Here is a 14500-nt window from a genome sequence, read left to right on the forward strand (position 1 = left end):
ACTCATTCGCTAACTCACTCATTAAAAAATGAAAAGAACCGCCATTTTTCCCGGATCGTTTGACCCTTTTACCAATGGCCACCTGGACGTGGTATTGCGTGGTTCTAAAATGTTTGATGAGATCATTATTGCTATCGGCAATAACAGTAGCAAGCAACGCTACATTCCGGTTGAGAAAATGGTGGAAGTGATAAACGAGGTGTTCAGGGACCAGCCTCACATCAAGGCGCAAGCATACAAAGGGCTGACGGCAGAGTTTGCCCGGGAAGTGGGTGCTACTTTTTTGCTGCGTGGGCTGCGCAATACGACAGACTTCGAATACGAAAACACGATCGCACAAGCCAACCGCCACATCAATCCGGAACTGGAGACAGTGTTTCTGATCACCTCACCGGCATTGGCGGCTATCAGTTCCACCATCATCCGCGAGATTCACCGTTTCGGGGGCAACGTAGATGATTTTATACCTTTCCGGATTTCAGAGATTGGAGATATTCCCGCACAATAAAGGCGATGGAGGTATAGGCTTTGGGTAGCACTTCCATGGCCTCTTCCGGCGTCATCCAGCGCACTTCTTCGATAAATTCCTCTGCCTGCGGCTTCATCAGGCTGTCATCGGTACACTGCATCAGGTACCAGCTTGTTTTCTTGAGTATCTTTTTGCCCTTAAAGGCATATGAATGCCAGGTTTTTGGGAGCTTACTCAACACCTCTACCGTGATGTTGCACTCCTCCTCAACTTCGCGTATAGCCCCATCCTGCGACTTCTCCCCTTTGTCCAGCTTCCCTTTTGGCAGGTCCCACACGCCCAGGCGATAAATCATCAGGACCTTGCCATCTTTCAGCACCAGTCCGCCACCGGCCTTTACGATCTTGAACTGATCCTTTAGGTGCTCGATCAGCTGCTTTTTCTTATTCGCTACCAGAGTAAGTGAGTTCAGCTTTTTCAGCTTTTTTACTTCCATCAACCTGATAATTCGATCAATCAACAGCGAATCAGCCCGTTTGATCATCACATCCCCTACCAGATCCTTGGACGTGAAGTGGTTGTCGGCATCGAGCACCAGGTCATAGTGATGACGGTATACCTTCTCATTTGACTTTTTGATGATAAGCGGAATATCGTTAATAAAAACGTTCATAGGGAAAGGTGCTCGTGTATCAGGCTTGAAATTAACACAAATCAATCAATATTTCGATGTAAAGAAAGTACAGGGCGCTAAAAAGGGGAAATATTTCTTAAATTCGGCCATGGATAATCAGACGACAGCACACCAGGTAGCCTCTTTCCTGCTGGAAACGGAGGCCGTGAAATTAAGACCAGAGCAGCCCTTTAAATGGAGCTCCGGCTGGAATTCGCCCATTTACTGCGACAACCGCGTAACCTTATCCTTCCCGTACATCCGGAGCTATATCAAGCAGCAGCTGGCTGACCTGATCAGGCAAAACTTTCCGGAGGCCGAAGCCATAGCAGGCGTGGCCACGGCAGGTATAGCGCAGGGTGTACTGGTGGCCGATCTGCTCGAAATGCCCTTCCTGTATGTACGTCCCCAACCGAAAAGTCATGGTATGGCCAACCAGATTGAAGGTAAATTAATTTCGGGTCAGAAAGTGGTGATGGTGGAGGACCTGATCTCGACAGGCGGCAGTTCGCTGAAGGCGGCTGAAGCTGTGCGGTCTGCGGGCGGGAATGTGATCGGTATGGCAGCCATTTTCACATATGGCTTTACGGTGGCAGAAAACAATTTTAAAGAAGCAGGTATACCATTGCACTCCCTGAGCGATTATCAGGCACTGACCAAAGCGGCCCTACAAAACGGCTATATCCCGGAGTCGGCCCTACCAACGCTGGCTGAATGGCGCCAATCACCGGAAACCTGGAAGGTATAAGCAACCAAGATAATATGAAGATAGGCCTCCTCTCTGACACGCACGACTACGTTGACGATCAAATCCTGCGCCTGCTGGGCGACCGGGACGAGATCTGGCATGCCGGCGATTTCGGCACAGCCCGGGTGGCGGAGCGTCTCAGCGAGGTGGCCCCCCTCCGGGGCGTGTATGGCAACATCGACGGGCAGGACATACGGGTGCTATATCCAAAGGTGCTGCGCTTCGAGGCCAACGGGCTGGACGTGCTCATGACACACATCGGGGGCTATCCGGGTAAGTACCATCCGGATATCAGGGATCAGATCAAGGCAAACCCTCCCGGACTCTTCATTACCGGTCACTCGCACATCCTGAAAGTGATGCCGGACAAAAGCCTGAACAACATGCTACACATCAATCCGGGTGCAACTGGCATGCACGGCTTTCACAAAGTACGCACGATGGTACGCTTCACGATAGAGGCGGGAATGGTGCGCGACCTGCAGGTGATCGAACTGGGCAAAAGGGCATAAAAAAAGCGTGCCTGCGGGTGCAAGCACACTTTGAAGTCTTCGAAAAACCCACCACCCGCAGCTTTCACAGCGTTGGCAGGCAGATGGTTTTACTTTGCCGTAAAAGACTACTCAGCAGAAGCTTCTTCTTCCTTCTTGTTCTTTGGCGCTTCACCGAACTGAGCACGCAGCTCGTCCATGTCCACGTTCTTGATAACTGGCGTCAAAAGCAATTGCTTAATTCTGGCAACCTTGTTGTTTGCTCTTGCCTTATTCTTACGGTCTTTTCTTTTAAGTCTAGTAACTCCCATCGTTGCAAAATTTAAATTTGAAGGGCAAAAGTAAGTTATTATTTTTACAAAGTAAAGTAAATCTAGCATCAAATTCGATATGAACATAACAGACCTCCGTTCCGACACCGTTACCAGGCCCACTCCTGACATGCTGCAGGCGATGTTCGCCGCCCAGGTTGGCGACGACGTGTACGAAGAAGACCCGACCATAAATGCGCTGGAGCAGAAAGCAGCTACCCTCTTTGGTTTGGATGCCGGTCTTTTCTGCCCTTCCGGCACTATGACCAACCAGATCGCCATCAAGGCACATACCGAGCCGATGACCGAAGTGATCTGTGACATCACGGCGCACATCTACCAGTATGAAGGAGGCGGCATCATGTTCAACTCCGGCGCCTCTGTGGCACTGGTTCATGGCGAACGCGGCAAAATGACGCCTGCTCAGGTAGAGGCGCACATCCGTCAGGACAATATCCACTACCCTCCTACCCGCCTGGTGGCTTTGGAGAACACCTGCAACAAAGGCGGCGGTTCCTTCTATACCTTGCCTGAAATTGCTGCCATTTCGGAGGTATGCAAGCGACACAACATCGCCCTGCACCTGGATGGTGCCCGTGTGTTCAACGCGCTGGTAGCTTCGGGAGAGAATCCGCAGGAGTATGGCAAGTACTTCGACAGCATATCCATCTGTCTTTCCAAGGGACTGGGCGCGCCGGTAGGCTCCCTGTTGCTTGGCAAAAAAGACTTCATCAAAAAGTCGCGTCGTATCCGTAAAGTACTGGGTGGCGGCATTCGTCAGGGCGGTTACCTTGCTGCAGCTGGCATTTATGCACTCGATCACCATGTAGAGCGCCTAGCCGAAGATCATGCGAAAGCAAAGCAGTTAGAGACTGTTCTAAACGAGGCGGATTATGTCGAGTATGTGCTCCCTGTTCAGACCAACATCGTCATTTTCAAACTCAACGACAGGTATAAGGATGCAGATTTTGTAGCGGCGCTGGCCGAAAACAACATCCGGGCATCCAGTTTCGGGCCACAAATGGTACGCTTCGTAACCCACCTGGATGTGAGCGACGAAATGCTGCAGCATGTGCTGCAGGTCCTGCACTCGCTTAACAAAAAACAAGTAGAGGTATAGCCACTGGCTATACCTTCTTTTATACCTATACCTGCTAAAATCCGATCATGACAGAAAATAATTTCCCTGACTTTCCGGCTTCCGAGGTGATGGCTGTGTTCTCAAAAGATCCGATACTGGTAGGTATAGTCGGCCGGGGAAAGCCTCTGGAATCTTCAAGATCAGAAGACGTTTATTTTAAACTGCTCAGTGCCATCGTCTCGCAGCAACTCAGCACCAAAGCCGCCGCCACCATCTTTACGCGCTTCCGGGATATTTTCCCAGATCGCTACCCGCACCCGCACATGGTACTCGCAACGCCGGATGAAACGCTGCGAGGTGCCGGGCTCTCCTTTCAGAAGATCGGGTATGTGCGGAACGTAGCGGCTTTTGCGCAGGGCGGGAACTTAGAACATGCGGTGATTGACGCCATGGAGGATGAAGCATTGATCCAGCACCTCACCCACATCAAGGGTGTCGGCCGTTGGACGGTAGAAATGCTGCTGATGTTTGCATTGGAAAGGCCGGATGTAATGCCAGTTGATGACCTGGGTATTCAGAATGCCATGAAACGGCACTATAGCCTGGAGGAAAGCGGTAAAGCACTCAAAGCCAGGATGCTCGAAATTGCAGAGAACTGGCGGCCTTACCGTACCATTGCCTGCAAATATCTGTGGCAGTCGCTGGACAATATGCCTACCTAAAACCTGAATGATCATAGGTGCTTCTGGACTTGTTAGGTATACACGTTGTCCCACACAGATTCAATCACCCATTTGTATAGTGAGTTTTGCCTTACCAACAGACGAAACAATTAACCACGTTGCTTCATATATTAACTAAAGATCACAACATTCATTTACCAACAACGATATAAAACTAACTTTTACTTTAGACTTAGTTTATATCGAAACGATGGCACACAAATCCGCTGCTGACTTGGTGAATGAGGCCAAACAGCAAATCGAAAACCTTTCGCCTGACCAGGTCGAAAAAGAAATTTCAAAGGGAAATGCTACAGTGATTGACATTCGCGAGAGCGATGAACTGCAGCAAAATGGTAAGATTGCAGGCTCTGTACATGCTCCGCGCGGCATGCTGGAGTTCTACGCCGATTCCTCTTTGCCCTACCATCGCCCGGAGTTTGACAAAAACAAGCGCCTCATTCTGCACTGCGCTTCCGGCGGACGTTCGGCCCTGGCAACGGCTACGTTAAAGCAGATGGGCTATGAAAATGTTGCTCATATGGATGGTGGCTTCAAAGCCTGGAAGGAGGCAGGGAAACCAGTAGCTTGATGAGGTAGCAAAAAAACACCTGCTGCTATACCTACCTTACTTTTGCTCGCTTCACCAAGTAACTGTACAGCACCTTGTCGAACGGCTCGCTGATATCCACTGGCACAAAATCTATCTTGTACTGGCCGCATTTCAGCTCAAGTTCGCGCTTGTAGTTGGCAACGGCATTGCGGTAATGCTCCTTCACCTGCGAGGGCTGCAGCTTCAACTCCTGTCCTGTCTCCACATCCACAAACACGTAAGGTCGTTCGGCAAAGTCAAATTCCTCTTCGGTGCGGCGGTCCATCACATGGAAGATCAACACTTCGTGTTTTTGGTGCTTGAGGTGCTGCAGGGCGGCAAAAATGGCATCACTGTTTTCGTGCTGGCCCAGCATATCACTCAAAATAACAACCAGTGAGCGCTTCGGAATCTGCTGAGCAATCTGGTGAATGACGGAAGCCACATCGGTCTGGGCGCGTGCTGGGGCCTCTTCCAGCTGTTTCTGGAGCAGCAACAACAAGGTATGCAGATGCGAAGCGGTGGAACGGACAGGCGTTTGATGACGGATGCTGTCAGCGAAGGTCACCAGCCCAACGGCATCGCGCTGTTTGCGCAATAGGGTGGCAAGAGCAGCCGCGCAGAGTATGCTGAAGGTCAGTTTCCCGTTGTTCTCCACCGGATAATACATGGAAGGGGAAACGTCGAGCAGGATGTGGCAGCGCAAATTGGTCTCTTCCTCAAAGCGCTTCACAAACAGCTTGTCGGTGCGGGCGTATACCTTCCAGTCGATGTGGCGGGTGCTTTCGCCGCTGTTATAGAGGCGGTGCTCCGAGAATTCCACCGAAAAACCATGGTAAGGCGACTGGTGCAGCCCGGTGATAAAACCCTCTACCAGCTGCTTAGCCAGAAATTCCATGTTCTCGAATTTTTGGACATCGGCTAAGGTGAGCGGCTTCTTCATACAGGTATAGGGCTTATTTTTTTCCGGTCGGCTTTATCTCAGAAACGACAGTCGTCATTTCGGGTTGCCCGTCATCCGGAACTTCGTGCAACTGAACTGAGGCGATTCCCTCCCGGATCAACTCGATCTCCTGAGCGGCTGCCCTCGAAAGGTCAATGATACGATGCCGGCTATGGGCCATGCGATCGTTAATGCGCACGATCACTTTTTTGCCGTTCCGCACATTGGTTACCTGTATATAGGTATTAAATGGCAAGGTAGCGTGGGCGGCTGTCAGCTGCGTTTTATCATAGCGTTCGCCGTTGGCTGTCCGGTGTCCGTGCATGCGGTCGGCGTAGTAAGAGGCCTTGCCGTCAGCAGAATACAGCGCTGTGTTAGGGCTGAAAGAAAAGAGAAATACTAGTATAAGTGAAAGAAAATTCATACTATACTATATATGGTCCGGTGACAAATATAGAATTTATTCTCTGCAGGGCTGCAAAATGACCGAATTTTAAATTCAAAAATTTTTATATATCAGAACAATATGTTAGCTTTAGGTTCAGAAAGTTGAATTTAACGTCTATAACACGGTGGAAGAGAACAACGACAAAGCAGAAATTTATTCCCAAAGGGTAAGAGCAGGGAAGAGAACGTATTTCTTTGATGTGAAATCAACTCGCTCAAATGACTTCTATGTGACCATCACAGAGAGCAAGCGCAAGTTTAAGGATGATGAGTTCTCGTACGAGAAACACAAGATCTTCCTTTACAAAGAGGACTTCGTGAAGTTCATGGAAGCATTACAGGGCACAATCGATCATGTTAAATCTGAACTTTTGACAGAAGAGGCGCTTGCCGCTCTCGAGAACCCAACCGAAACCGAGGCGACTCCTATACCGGTGGCCGCAGCCGAGGTATCTTTTGATGAAGAATTGAAGTGGGAATAGTTTCCACGTTTTAGTTTAGCGACTGAGAGCCCGTGTTTCAAGCACGGGCTTTTTTTATACCCCCACCCCCTACTTTAAACTTGCTGAAATTTCGTACCTTTGCACCCTGATATAAAACAAGATAAAGATAAATGGGACTAAGATGCGGAATCGTGGGACTGCCAAACGTGGGCAAATCCACTTTGTTCAACGCCATTTCGAATGCCAAGGCAGAGTCTGCCAACTACCCTTTCTGTACCATCGAACCAAACGTGGGTGTTATCACGGTGCCTGATGAGCGCCTGCAGATCCTGGAAGAACTGGTAAACCCACAGCGCGTGTTGCCAACGGTGATCGAGTTTGTGGATATTGCCGGCCTCGTAAAAGGAGCCAGCAAAGGCGAAGGACTTGGTAACAAGTTCCTGGCCAATATCCGCGAGGTAGATGCCATCATTCACGTGGTGCGTTGCTTCGAAGACCCGAACATCGTGCACGTAGCCGGCAAAGTAGATCCGATCTCTGATAAAGAGATCATCGATACCGAGCTTCAACTGAAAGACCTGGAGTCGATCGAGAAGATGATGATCAAGGTACAGCGCTCCGCAAAAGCAGGTGATGCAAAAGCGAAGAAAGAGCTGGCCAGCCTCGAAAAATATAAGAACCATCTGGAGCAGGGCCTGAACGCCCGTAGCCTCGAGGCTACTGAAGACGACAAGGAAACAGTTAGCGAACTGAACCTGCTCACTGACAAGCCGGTGATCTATGCTGCCAACGTGGACGAAAACTCCATGAACGATGGCAACGAATTCTCCAAAGCTTTGGCAGAACACGTGAAAAACGAGAATGCTCAGGTTGTGTTGATCTCTGCCTCCATTGAAGCACAGATCGCAGAACTGACAGATCCGGAAGAAAAAGAAATGTTCCTGGCTGAGTACGGTTTGAAAGAGTCTGGCCTGAACAAGCTGATCCGCGCGTCTTATGAGTTACTTGACCTGATCACTTATTTTACCGCTGGTGTAAAAGAAGTTCGTGCTTGGACAATCGGTAAAGGCTGGAAAGCCCCTGCCGCTGCGGGTGTTATCCACTCCGACTTCGAGAAAGGCTTTATCCGTGCAGAAGTCATCAAACTAAAGGATTACCAGGAGTACAAGTCCGAAGCAAAAATCAAAGAGGCCGGTAAAATGGCAGTAGAGGGCAAAGATTATGTTGTACAGGACGGTGACATCATGCACTTCCGCTTCAACGTATAGCGTTTAAGACATACTATCAACTAAAAAGGCGGGAGTGATCCCGCCTTTTTAGTTGATAGTCACTGAAGCTAGCCATATAAGAAGGGCTTATAGCAGGCTAACCTCAGATCGTATCAGTCTATTGTCATGTTCAAAGGTATAGCGCCCACACCTTTTCCGAAATACCCACAACTGGGTATTTATGTAGAGACTTTATCGGTTGTTGAACAAGACCTCTTCATACCCTATCAGAAGGTCGGCACGGGAACCCGGCGGACGGTAGTAGATCAGTATATCGTAGGAGTTGCCTGTAGCAAAATGGCTTCCCTCAAAGTAACTGGCGTCTGCTGCCTGCCCCTTTGATGGCCTTAGCGCATAGAAGTAATTGTAATACCCCTGCTTCAGGAGCAGTCTGCCTTTGTACGCCTGTTGCTCATGGTCGTAGCGCATCCGGCTCTCATCGCTTAGCAGCCAATCGGTCATGCCGCCCTGTATAAACACCTCTCCCTGCTCCTCGCCTGTCTTCAGTTCAAAGTCTACCCAGGTATAGTCGGCATTCACAACGGAGTTACCATACTCCCTGTTGCCATACAGCATTTTGCCGTCAGCATCCGGGTCCTGGCTGTAGGCTAACCCGGCACGGCTACGCTCCGGCTGAAGCTGAATATGCACCGGCACTGCCTCCAGGTTAATCTGTTCTATACCTAGCCCTTTGAAGCGGATACTGCGGGAATCAAATGAACGGAACTCGCTCAAGCCGAGAAAATGGTCCTTGGCTTCGAAGAACACATACTCCAGGCGGCGCTGGTCGTCACGCACAAAAGCTGGCTTCGGGTATACCTTGGCATTGTCCCAGCGGTGGTTCTGTCGCATCACTGCTTTTACTTCCTGCGCTGGATTTACCAACCCATAATCCTTGTAGAATACATTAAAATCAACCGGCTGGCGTGCAGCCCTTCCCTCCGGCCCGGTTGGCGCGCCTAGTTTGGCTGTCACTGCTACCAAATTCTGGTATACCAGTATACGCCTGGTCAACAGCAGATTGCCTCCCTCCTCACTAACCTGCAGCACATAATTTCCGCTAAGCTTCACGCGCGGCACCCGAAAACGATAGTGCACGTACGGCACCCGGGTGTTGATCGAGTTCTGCACGTCGGTAATAAAAAACTCGTTGAAGTCGTGTAGAAACTGTGCGTCATTCAGACCGGAAGGAGTCCAGTCGGCGTTGCAATGCACGAGTTTGGCCACCAATCGCTGCGGACCGGCATTCAGGCGGTCAAATTCGAGCAGGATGGGTTGCTCCTGGCCTATGGAAACAACGGCCGGCTCCAACACGGCTTCCGGCCCTCCGGTGCCCCGGTAGCACTGCACTGAGCGTATGCTGGTATCGTACACAAAGTCTTCGTAGCGTACAGACTGTTGTGTCGTCGTACTGCCCGATGTGGCGTAGCCTTGCTGCTCGAGCGGAACACAAGCCGCCAATCCCAGGCATATAGAAGCAAGCGCTAAGGCATTGCTGAACTTACTTAAGCAGACCATTCGGTAGTATCAGTTGAATTGGGTTTATTTTCCGTCCTACAAAAAGCATAGCCGAAGATAGGAATTTTTGAACAAAGCTGCAGGTACTACGTAATGCAGCATTGTATTTTCCTTTAATTCACTGCAAATCAATTGCTTATCACGTTTATGAATTAACGCAAAATGAACACCCCTTCTATATGATAAAAGTTCTACTGGCCGGCGCAACAGGGCACCTGGGGAGGCATATTTTCCGGGAGCTGAAACAACAGGGATATGAAGTGCGTGTATTGGCGCGCAATCTGAAAAAAGCACAATCCCTTTTCCCTGATCCGGAAGAGCTCGTGCTCGCCGATGCGACTAGGCCACAAGAACTGGAAGGTTGTTGCACGGAAGTAGAGGTGGTGGTATCAGCACTTGGCAAAAATCTGAGCCTCCGTCACACCGGCAGCGGTTCTTTTCATGACATTAATTACAAAGCAAATCTACATCTGCTCAAAGAAGCAGAAAAGGCAGGTGTGAAGCAATTCATTTATGTGTCTGCCTTTGGAGCCGGCCAATTTCCGCAGCTTGCCTATTTTAAGGCACATGCCAATTTTGAGAAAGCATTGCAACACAGTTCAATCACTCACACGATTCTTAAGCCCGTTGCACTGTTTTCTATGCTGGAGGAAATGGCGATCAAGGCGCGCAAAGGACAAATCGGGCAGCTGGGCCAGGGCGACAAACTCATTAACCCAATCTACGATGGCGATCTGGCCAGCATCGCCATTTCCTGCATCGGAAAACCAAGCCAGACCCTTGAACTGGGCGGACCTGTCACCTATACCCGACAGGAGCTGGCGCAGCTGGTGTGTGAAGCAGCCAGCTATAATGGCCGGGTTACTGAAATCCCTTTCGACTACGTGGAAACACTTCTACCTTTTGTGCGTTTGCTCAGCAGAAACCTATATGACAAACTCGCTTTTATGACATCCGTCAGCAAAGTAGACTGTGTAGCACCAGCACTGGGCCAGTTTAGTTTAGAAGCCTATTTTGAATTGGAACCCCAGTTAAGCAGTTAAAGTAGCAGGAAAGGGCAGAATTTACTAGTTATAAATGAACCAGTTAGCCGGTAATGGCCTTCTTATACAATAAAAAGTATGGGTGACTGTTTGCAAAATAAAAGCAACACGCTATATTTGCATCACAATACGACAGAATGGTCCGTTCGTCTAGGGGTTAGGACTCCAGATTTTCATTCTGGCAACAGGGGTTCGATTCCCCTACGGACTACTAAGAAGCCGCTTCAGGTAAAACTGAAGCGGCTTTTTTTATGAGGCTGACCTTCAGTAAATGTTACATTTATAAAGATTCATCTTTACCATTTGCCTGCAGAAATTCTCCTGCGGTCATACCTGTCTGGGTTTTGAAAAAACGCATCAGGTGATTAGGTTCAGGGAAATTGAGTTCATAGGCAATCTCACTGAGGGTAAGTTTGGAATGAAAAAGAAAGTTCTTTATTTCGAGCAGCAGCCTTTGCTTGAGAAGGTGTTTGGCCGTGACATTGAATTGCTCTTTTACCGCTTTGTTCAGAGAAACCCGCGTGATGCCCAGCATGTCAGCATAGTAGCTCACACGCTGCTTATGCTTTATATTCATCTCAACCAACCGCTTGAATTGAAAGGCATAATGGTCATTGTCCCTTTCCATTTTTAGTTGGTTAACGACAGCATATTCCCTGTTCAGCTTCTGTAAAATGTAATAGAGCAGCGACCGTATGATGTGTCCGCTGTCGGCCTTGGGATTTACAAGCTCTGATTTAATTTCGGTCAAAAGTGTACAGAAGCTTTGAATTGTTTCTTTTCCGACATCCATCTTCAGCGGATAATCCAGCTGGTAGAAGTACAACAAGCGATAGGCAAATAACTTATCAGCAAAAAAGTCGTTCAGCAAATCCTCCTGGAAAAGGAGTATGGTAAAATCTTGTTCGCCCTCTTCGAAATGCCACTGCCTTTTCTGGTATGGAGAAAGGAAAATGACGCTGTTACCAGTCAATTCGATTTGATGGTCATTCAACAAGAGTTTCCCCTTGGCCTTCTTAAAGAAAACGACCTCAAAAAAATCTGTGTTAAACGGTACTTTCTTTAAATAGTCGCTGTCAGCACTTTTAAAGTGAAGTACGTTCAAGAGTACTTCTACGCCACATTCCGTCTTAAGAAATTTAAGGGTTTCCATAAGCTTACCAATGCTATACCTTGGCACAAAAGGTAGCATATTCTGTTCATGAAAATGCTACGACCAAGATAGCTCTATACCTTGACCCCAAGGATAGGCTGATATGCAATTTACAGAAAATGAACATCTAAAACCCTATCTACCGGTCGGCTCTTGATGCCTTCTACCAATGGTTGAAGCTGTTGGCCTATATCGTCAGGTATAAATTAGTTTAAATGAAATATAGTAAAATAATGCCCTTATCAAAATGGTAGTATTCAGGCCATTCCTGATTCAAGTGCACCTCTTCTGCATGGGTAATTTTGCAACAGATTTTTGAAACTATAGGAATTAACTTAAGAAATGAATGATAAGAATACCCCGAAAGGAGAACAACTTGCTATTTCTCAACCAGTAACAAAAAGAGGGAATGCGCCTGTCCCAGTGTCTTTGCTCGATTTTGCCATTACAGAAAAAGGCTATTCTGCCATAGAAACTATACAAAACAGCATAGAACTGGCAAAGCTTGCTGACAGCCGGGGATTTGCCCGCTTTTGGGTAGCTGAACACCATTCTATGCCGGCCATTTCTGTTTCTTCACCAGCGGTGATGCTCTCCAGGCCAAAGGCAAAAACAAAATGTACTTATGGACAGACTCGAGCTGTAATCATCAATATTACCCTAAACAGGGATTTAACGAGGTTCTTAGTGTTGCTAATGCCAATGCTAACATAGTTGAGGAAGATTACCAGACATTGTTTTACTGCAGGAAAATTTAATACATAATGCTTTACCTGAATATCTGCCAACAGGTATTCAATTAAAATAAAAAAACTTCCCGCCATATACCTGGCAGGAAGTTTTTTTCCTCAATCTGAAATGTTTCTTAGGCTGAAAGGAATTCCTACGCATTCTTGACGTTAGCATAAAAGAAGGAAAGAGCGCTTAAAAATGCGTGATGTACGTCGTCTGCCTTAACCAGTTTTCCATTGATCTCCTGATCGCGGGAAGCACAGGCATCACCGATTACCGTACACTCAAATCCAAAGTCTTTTGCAGCTCTTGTTGTTGCATCAACGCACATGTGTGTCATCATACCTGTCACCACCACTTCAGTTACCTTATTGGCCTTCAGATACTCCAGTAGGTCTGTATCCCTGAAGCTATTCGGATAATACTTTTTAACAAGCTTTTCTCCTTCAAGTGGTTTTACGTTTTCATGTATCTCTACGCCCTTTGTATCCGGTTGAAAAAAAGGCATGTTAACATCAGCTGCAAAATGCTGGATATGTGCGATTGGCAGGTTGTTTTCTCTGAAGTGATCGATCATTTTACGGGCTTTCAGGCTCGCTTCTACCGGTCCTTCCAGTTCCCAAGCTCCATTTTCAAAATAATCGTTCTGTATGTCTATGACAAGCAATGCTTTCTTACTCATAATGTTTCTGTTTTAATAAGCTGAATGATAATGCAAAATTACCTCGTTGCTTGTACAGAACTTATACCATATTGTGGCTTATACCTATCAATTTGATAAACAGAAACAGTTTCCTTGTGATATAATCAATGCCTTCAAATTCAATGATTCCCTTACCTACATTTGCAAGCATGATTAACCTTGATGAATGATTGTCCAGTTAGAATCGAACAAACAAGCTTCTCTTGTTGAGCTCCGCGCAACCTGCAGGTATAGGCACCATAACAACACTCCGGCAAGTTTAACTTCTATCTGGGAGTGCGTTACGTTAGGTTCTTGATAAAGGAAGTACCCTCCTTCAGCTCATTGGCCAGTTGCTGTATGGTGGTGTTCTGAAACACATCCCGCAGGGACTCACGTGCTACTTTAAATTTATCATGCATGGGGCATGGGTGAGTCTCAGAGCATTTTTTCAAACCTAGTCCGCATTCCCAGAAAACGGCCATTCCGTCTATGGCATTCACAATATTGATAACAGGCTGCTCCAGTTGGTATTCTTCGATAAAAAATCCACCATAGGGTCCTTTTAATGAAGTAATGATCCGGTGCTTGTTGAGGATTTGTAGAATTTTTGCAGTAAAGGCCTCGGGCGCGTCAACCTCTTTTGCTATTGCTTTCACATTCAGTTTAACCCCTTCTCCAGCTTTGGAGGCTATATAAACTGCTGCCCTGATACCATATTTGCACGACTTGGAAATCATAGTCTTTTCCCCATTTTAATAATCCTGCTACAAACATAAAGTATAAACCCTAAGATAAGACAGAAAACTTTGCGCACCGGCTTACGGTTCTAAGCTATACCTGATCGGAATGCTACTGCAGCCATTAGAAATATGTCATTGATCTTTCGGTCTTACTGGACGTTGATGAAATTTATCTGCGCATCGGCAGCTAAAACAACGAATGCCGAAAAGTCTTCCAAAACATGCAGGCTATGCGGCTCATTAGCTGGAATGAGCAAAGTTGAACCCAATTCCACTACAACTTCTCTTTCCTGAAGCTGAAGCATCGCTTTGCCTTCTTTGATAACCAGGAATGCATCTGATGTAGCATAATGCCGTGGCATCTCCTCTCCTTTAGCTAAGCTTACGCTCAAGACTTTGTAAGAAGCGTTGGCATGAATTTCTTTCATTTCCATTTCAACT

General features: G+C 47.6%; 19 protein-coding genes and 1 tRNA gene. 11 read left to right on the plus strand and 9 right to left on the minus strand.

Going from position 1 to position 14500, the window contains the following annotated elements; translation table 11 throughout:
* Window positions 1-28: 28 nt before the first annotated feature.
* Window positions 29-508, plus strand: coding sequence for a pantetheine-phosphate adenylyltransferase (gene coaD, locus AC4QZR_RS04985; RefSeq protein WP_494479904.1), 480 nt, complete (start codon window positions 29-31; stop codon window positions 506-508).
* Here the strand turns inward: coaD and AC4QZR_RS04990 are convergent.
* Complete coding sequence (locus AC4QZR_RS04990) at window positions 462-1142, minus strand: NUDIX hydrolase (RefSeq protein ID WP_253404705.1); 681 nt, start codon at window positions 1140-1142, stop codon at window positions 462-464. The genes coaD and AC4QZR_RS04990 overlap by 47 nt on opposite strands.
* 109 nt (window positions 1143-1251) lie before the next feature.
* Between AC4QZR_RS04990 and pyrE the strand changes: the two genes are divergently transcribed.
* Together pyrE and AC4QZR_RS05000 are read left to right on the plus strand one after the other, a co-directional pair.
* The gene (gene pyrE, locus AC4QZR_RS04995) at window positions 1252-1890 is read left to right on the plus strand and encodes an orotate phosphoribosyltransferase (RefSeq protein WP_494479905.1); all 639 of its coding nucleotides are present in this window, start codon (window positions 1252-1254) and stop codon (window positions 1888-1890) included.
* A gap of 14 nt (window positions 1891-1904) precedes the next feature.
* On the plus strand, window positions 1905-2402 hold the full coding sequence (locus tag AC4QZR_RS05000; protein ID WP_494479906.1) for a metallophosphoesterase family protein: 498 nt from the start codon (window positions 1905-1907) through the stop codon (window positions 2400-2402).
* 107 nt (window positions 2403-2509) lie between these two features.
* Here AC4QZR_RS05000 and AC4QZR_RS05005 read toward each other — a convergent pair whose 3' ends face one another.
* Window positions 2510-2692, minus strand: a complete 183-nt coding sequence (locus AC4QZR_RS05005; protein ID WP_040574265.1) for a hypothetical protein — start codon at window positions 2690-2692, stop codon at window positions 2510-2512.
* A 79-nt stretch (window positions 2693-2771) separates the two neighbouring features.
* On the opposite strand from AC4QZR_RS05005, the gene AC4QZR_RS05010 reads away from it, so the two are divergent.
* From AC4QZR_RS05010 to AC4QZR_RS05020, 3 genes are all read left to right on the plus strand, one after another.
* Window positions 2772-3812 carry a threonine aldolase family protein gene (locus tag AC4QZR_RS05010; RefSeq protein ID WP_494479907.1) on the plus strand — a complete coding sequence of 347 codons (1041 nt, stop codon included), beginning with the start codon at window positions 2772-2774 and terminating at the stop codon, window positions 3810-3812.
* Window positions 3813-3859: 47 nt separating this feature from the next.
* Entirely contained in the window at window positions 3860-4495 is a 636-nt protein-coding gene (locus tag AC4QZR_RS05015; RefSeq protein ID WP_494479908.1) for a DNA-3-methyladenine glycosylase family protein, read from the plus strand.
* Between the two features lie 211 nt (window positions 4496-4706).
* Window positions 4707-5087, plus strand: a complete 381-nt coding sequence (locus AC4QZR_RS05020; protein WP_494479909.1) for a rhodanese-like domain-containing protein — start codon at window positions 4707-4709, stop codon at window positions 5085-5087.
* Window positions 5088-5118: 31 nt separating this feature from the next.
* On the opposite strand, the gene AC4QZR_RS05025 is transcribed toward AC4QZR_RS05020, so the two are convergent.
* Both AC4QZR_RS05025 and AC4QZR_RS05030 read right to left on the minus strand, forming a co-directional pair.
* Window positions 5119-6030: a DUF58 domain-containing protein gene (locus AC4QZR_RS05025; RefSeq protein WP_494479910.1), complete on the minus strand. Its 912-nt coding sequence runs from the start codon at window positions 6028-6030 to the stop codon at window positions 5119-5121.
* Between the two features lie 13 nt (window positions 6031-6043).
* Entirely contained in the window at window positions 6044-6454 is a 411-nt protein-coding gene (locus AC4QZR_RS05030) for a septal ring lytic transglycosylase RlpA family protein (RefSeq protein ID WP_494479911.1), read from the minus strand.
* Window positions 6455-6602: 148 nt separating this feature from the next.
* Between AC4QZR_RS05030 and AC4QZR_RS05035 the strand changes: the two genes are divergently transcribed.
* Together AC4QZR_RS05035 and ychF are read left to right on the plus strand one after the other, a co-directional pair.
* Window positions 6603-6959, plus strand: a complete 357-nt coding sequence (locus AC4QZR_RS05035; protein WP_253404669.1) for a DUF3276 family protein — start codon at window positions 6603-6605, stop codon at window positions 6957-6959.
* A gap of 131 nt (window positions 6960-7090) precedes the next feature.
* Window positions 7091-8188 (plus strand): redox-regulated ATPase YchF, encoded by a 1098-nt coding sequence (gene ychF / locus AC4QZR_RS05040; protein WP_494479912.1) that lies wholly within the window; start codon window positions 7091-7093, stop codon window positions 8186-8188.
* Between the two features lie 192 nt (window positions 8189-8380).
* On the opposite strand, the gene AC4QZR_RS05045 is transcribed toward ychF, so the two are convergent.
* The gene (locus AC4QZR_RS05045; RefSeq protein ID WP_494479913.1) at window positions 8381-9706 is read right to left on the minus strand and encodes a type IX secretion system plug protein; all 1326 of its coding nucleotides are present in this window, start codon (window positions 9704-9706) and stop codon (window positions 8381-8383) included.
* A gap of 179 nt (window positions 9707-9885) precedes the next feature.
* Here AC4QZR_RS05045 and AC4QZR_RS05050 point away from each other — a divergent pair, with 179 nt between their 5' ends.
* Together AC4QZR_RS05050 and AC4QZR_RS05055 are read left to right on the plus strand one after the other, a co-directional pair.
* Complete coding sequence (locus AC4QZR_RS05050) at window positions 9886-10749, plus strand: SDR family oxidoreductase (protein ID WP_494479914.1); 864 nt, start codon at window positions 9886-9888, stop codon at window positions 10747-10749.
* Window positions 10750-10888: 139 nt separating this feature from the next.
* Window positions 10889-10960, plus strand: a tRNA-Glu gene (locus AC4QZR_RS05055).
* 69 nt (window positions 10961-11029) lie between these two features.
* Here the strand turns inward: AC4QZR_RS05055 and AC4QZR_RS05060 are convergent.
* Window positions 11030-11902: a helix-turn-helix domain-containing protein gene (locus AC4QZR_RS05060; RefSeq protein ID WP_494479915.1), complete on the minus strand. Its 873-nt coding sequence runs from the start codon at window positions 11900-11902 to the stop codon at window positions 11030-11032.
* 342 nt (window positions 11903-12244) lie between these two features.
* On the opposite strand from AC4QZR_RS05060, the gene AC4QZR_RS05065 reads away from it, so the two are divergent.
* Complete coding sequence (locus tag AC4QZR_RS05065; protein ID WP_494479916.1) at window positions 12245-12616, plus strand: LLM class flavin-dependent oxidoreductase; 372 nt, start codon at window positions 12245-12247, stop codon at window positions 12614-12616.
* A gap of 169 nt (window positions 12617-12785) precedes the next feature.
* Here the strand turns inward: AC4QZR_RS05065 and AC4QZR_RS05070 are convergent, their stop codons facing one another.
* From AC4QZR_RS05070 to AC4QZR_RS05080, 3 genes are all read right to left on the minus strand, one after another.
* A complete protein-coding gene (locus AC4QZR_RS05070; RefSeq protein ID WP_494479917.1) occupies window positions 12786-13316 on the minus strand; it encodes a cysteine hydrolase family protein in 531 nt (176 codons plus the stop codon).
* A gap of 302 nt (window positions 13317-13618) precedes the next feature.
* Window positions 13619-14056 carry an RrF2 family transcriptional regulator gene (locus AC4QZR_RS05075; RefSeq protein ID WP_494479918.1) on the minus strand — a complete coding sequence of 146 codons (438 nt, stop codon included), beginning with the start codon at window positions 14054-14056 and terminating at the stop codon, window positions 13619-13621.
* Between the two features lie 152 nt (window positions 14057-14208).
* Window positions 14209-14493 (minus strand): cupin domain-containing protein, encoded by a 285-nt coding sequence (locus AC4QZR_RS05080; protein ID WP_494479919.1) that lies wholly within the window; start codon window positions 14491-14493, stop codon window positions 14209-14211.
* Window positions 14494-14500 lie beyond the last annotated feature (7 nt).

It is taken from the genome of Pontibacter sp. YIM B11418 (assembly GCF_059278805.1).

Excerpts from the sequence above, each read along its gene's own strand:
- ychF (WP_494479912.1), top strand. The coding sequence starts at position 7,091 with ATGGGACTAAGATGCGGAATCGTGGGACTGCCAAACGTGGGCAAATCC.
- AC4QZR_RS05030 (WP_494479911.1), bottom strand. The coding sequence starts at position 6,454 with ATGAATTTTCTTTCACTTATACTAGTATTTCTCTTTTCTTTCAGCCCT.
- AC4QZR_RS05050 (WP_494479914.1), top strand. The coding sequence starts at position 9,886 with ATGATAAAAGTTCTACTGGCCGGCGCAACAGGGCACCTGGGGAGGCAT.
- pyrE (WP_494479905.1), top strand. The coding sequence starts at position 1,252 with ATGGATAATCAGACGACAGCACACCAGGTAGCCTCTTTCCTGCTGGAA.
- AC4QZR_RS05025 (WP_494479910.1), bottom strand. The coding sequence starts at position 6,030 with ATGAAGAAGCCGCTCACCTTAGCCGATGTCCAAAAATTCGAGAACATG.
- AC4QZR_RS05010 (WP_494479907.1), top strand. The coding sequence starts at position 2,772 with ATGAACATAACAGACCTCCGTTCCGACACCGTTACCAGGCCCACTCCT.
- AC4QZR_RS05020 (WP_494479909.1), top strand. The coding sequence starts at position 4,707 with ATGGCACACAAATCCGCTGCTGACTTGGTGAATGAGGCCAAACAGCAA.
- AC4QZR_RS04990 (WP_253404705.1), bottom strand. The coding sequence starts at position 1,142 with ATGAACGTTTTTATTAACGATATTCCGCTTATCATCAAAAAGTCAAAT.
- AC4QZR_RS05075 (WP_494479918.1), bottom strand. The coding sequence starts at position 14,056 with ATGATTTCCAAGTCGTGCAAATATGGTATCAGGGCAGCAGTTTATATA.
- coaD (WP_494479904.1), top strand. The coding sequence starts at position 29 with ATGAAAAGAACCGCCATTTTTCCCGGATCGTTTGACCCTTTTACCAAT.
- AC4QZR_RS05065 (WP_494479916.1), top strand. The coding sequence starts at position 12,245 with ATGAATGATAAGAATACCCCGAAAGGAGAACAACTTGCTATTTCTCAA.
- AC4QZR_RS05005 (WP_040574265.1), bottom strand. The coding sequence starts at position 2,692 with ATGGGAGTTACTAGACTTAAAAGAAAAGACCGTAAGAATAAGGCAAGA.
- AC4QZR_RS05015 (WP_494479908.1), top strand. The coding sequence starts at position 3,860 with ATGACAGAAAATAATTTCCCTGACTTTCCGGCTTCCGAGGTGATGGCT.
- AC4QZR_RS05080 (WP_494479919.1), bottom strand. The coding sequence starts at position 14,493 with ATGGAAATGAAAGAAATTCATGCCAACGCTTCTTACAAAGTCTTGAGC.
- AC4QZR_RS05045 (WP_494479913.1), bottom strand. The coding sequence starts at position 9,706 with ATGGTCTGCTTAAGTAAGTTCAGCAATGCCTTAGCGCTTGCTTCTATA.
- AC4QZR_RS05060 (WP_494479915.1), bottom strand. The coding sequence starts at position 11,902 with ATGGAAACCCTTAAATTTCTTAAGACGGAATGTGGCGTAGAAGTACTC.
- AC4QZR_RS05070 (WP_494479917.1), bottom strand. The coding sequence starts at position 13,316 with ATGAGTAAGAAAGCATTGCTTGTCATAGACATACAGAACGATTATTTT.
- AC4QZR_RS05000 (WP_494479906.1), top strand. The coding sequence starts at position 1,905 with ATGAAGATAGGCCTCCTCTCTGACACGCACGACTACGTTGACGATCAA.